Here is a 2,616-nt window from a genome sequence, read left to right as displayed (position 1 = left end):
GCTTCGAGGTCGGGGCCGACGACGTGTTCGTCAGCTGGCTGCCGCTGTACCACGACATGGGCCTGATCGGCGGGCTGTTGCAGCCGCTGCACCGCGGCATCAAGGCCGTGCTGATGACGCCGCAGTTCTTCCTGGAGCGGCCGCTGCGCTGGCTGGAGGCGATCGCGCGGCACCGCGGCAGCATCAGCGGCGCGCCGGACTTCGCGTACCGGCTGTGCGTCGAGCGGGTGAAGGATGCCGCGGTGGCATCGCTCGATCTGTCGAGCTGGCGCGTCGCGTTCAGCGGCGCCGAGCCGGTGCGGCACGACACGCTGCGAGCGTTCGTCGAGCGTTTCGCGCCGGCGCGCTTCGATCAGCGTTCGGTGTTCCCGTGCTACGGCCTCGCCGAAGCGACGCTGTTCGTCAGCGGCGCGGCAAGGGGGCGGGGGATGGTCGCTCGGCCGTTCTCGGTGTCGGCGCTCGGGGCCGGGCAGGCGGCGGAGGGCGTGGGCGACGACGCCATCACGCTGGTCAGCAGCGGCCGCGTGCCGAGCAGCCAGCGCGTCGAGATCGTCGACCCGCAGACGCTCGCGGTGAACCCCGAGGGCCAGGTCGGCGAGATCTGGGCCGCCGGCCCGAGCATCGCGCAGGGCTACTGGCAGCGGCTGGAAGAAACGCAGGCGAGCTTCGTCGAACGCGCCGGCCAGCGCTGGCTGCGCACCGGCGACCTCGGCTTCGTGCGCGGCGGCGAGCTGCACGTCACCGGCCGGCTGAAGGACCTGATCATCCTGCGCGGCCACAACGTCTACCCGCAGGACATCGAGCGCGCGATCGAGGCCGAGGTCGAGGCCGTGCGTGCCGGCCGTGTCGCCGCGTTCGCGGTCGCGCTGCCGGGCGGTGGCGAGGGCGTCGGCGTCGCGGTCGAGGTGTCGCGCGCGATGCAGAAGCGCGTGCCGGCCGCGGCGCTGGTGCAGGCGCTCGGCGAGGCGTGTGCCGGCGCGTGCCGCGAGGCGGTGTCGGTCGCGCTGCTGCTGAACCCCGGCGCGCTGCCGAAGACCTCCAGCGGCAAGTTGCAGCGGCGCGCTTGCCGGCAGGGCTTCGAGCAGGGCACGCTGGATGCGTTCGCGGTGTTCGCGCACGGTCGCTTCGTGAGCGGCGACAGCGGGGGCGATGAGGCACCGGCGGTTCCGCTGGACGAGACCGAAGCCGCCGTCGCCGCGCTGTGGCAGGAGGTGCTCGGCCACGCCGCGACGCCGGCGCGCGACGCCCAGTTCTTCGCGAGCGGTGGCAATTCGCTCGCCGCGGTGCAACTGGCGGCGCGCATCGCCGAGCGCTGGCCGATCGGCTTCGCGCCGCGCGATGTCTTCGAGGCGCCGCGGCTGGCCGAGCTCGCGGCGCGCATTCGCCGACTCTGCGACAGCGGCACGCGCCCGTCGACGATCCCGGTGCTCGACGCGGCACGCCGTGCCGGACCGCTGCCGCTGTCGCACGCGCAGCAGCGCCAGTGGTTCCTGTGGCAACTCGATCCGGGCAGCTCGGCGTACCACGTGCGCTTCGGGCTGCGGCTGAAAGGCGTGCTCGACACCGCTGCGCTGCAGGCCTCGCTCGACGCGCTGGCGGCGCGCCACGAGCCGCTGCGCACCCGGTTCGATCTCGCCGAGGACGGCACGCCGCGCCAGTTCATCCAGCCGCCGCAGCCGGTCGCGCTCGCCGCGTTCGATCTACCGATCCTGCTCGACACCCCGTTCGACCTGCGCCGCGGCCCGCTGTGGCGCGTCGGCCTGCTGCGTGTGCGCGACGACGAGCACCAGCTCGTCGTCGTGATGCACCACATCGTCTCCGACGGTGCGTCGATGCAGCTGTTCGTCGACGAACTGGTGGCCGGCTATGCGGCCCGCGTGGCCGGCGAGCCGCGCTCGCTCGCCATGCCGCCGGTCCAGTACGCCGACCACGCGGCATGGCAGCGCGACGAACTCACCGCTGGCGAGGCGGCACGCCAGCTCGCGTGGTGGCGCACCGAACTCGCGCACGACGGCGCGGAAGAGCCGGTGCTCGCGCTGGCCACCGACCACCCACGCCGCGCGCAGGCCGGCTACCGCGGCGCGCGCCACAGGTTCACGCTGCCCGAGCCGCTGCGCACGGCGCTGCAGGCGGTTGCGCAAGGGCAGGGCGCCACGCTGGCTATGCTGCTGCTCGGCGTGTTCCAGGGCCTGCTGTACCGCTGCACCGGGCAGCGCGACGTGCGCGTCGGCATGACGGTGGCGAACCGCGCGCGGCCCGAGGCGCAGGCGCTGATCGGGCTGTTCGTCAACACGCTGGTGCTGCGCAACCGCATCGGCGGGCGCACGACGCTCGCGCAGCTGGTGGCGCAGGCCCGCGATGCCTCGCTCGGCGCGCAGGCGCATGCCGAGCTGCCGTTCGATTTGCTGGTCGAGGCCTTGCAGCCCGAGCGCAGCCTGGGCACGAGCCCGCTGTTCCAGGTGGTGTTCAACCACGTCGGCGAAGACCCGCGGCTGCTGCGGCAGTTGCCGGGCCTCGCGGTCGAGTCGCTGCCGCTGCCCGAGCTCGCGGCGCAGTTCGATCTGGCGCTGGAGCTGCGCGAGCGGGCCGGTGCGCCGCTGGAGCTCTCGTTCGTCT

General features: G+C 73.8%; 1 protein-coding gene. It reads left to right on the top strand.

What is annotated here, in order from left to right; all coding sequences use genetic code 11:
- The coding region (locus AC1D01_RS29350) for a condensation domain-containing protein (protein ID WP_477872704.1) at positions 1-2,616 on the top strand (2,616 nt) is incomplete at both ends.

This window comes from Rhizobacter sp. P3_B12 (assembly GCF_056402895.1).
The sequence above is the reverse complement of the archived record's forward strand: the minus strand, read 5'-3'. Positions and strand labels throughout refer to the sequence as shown.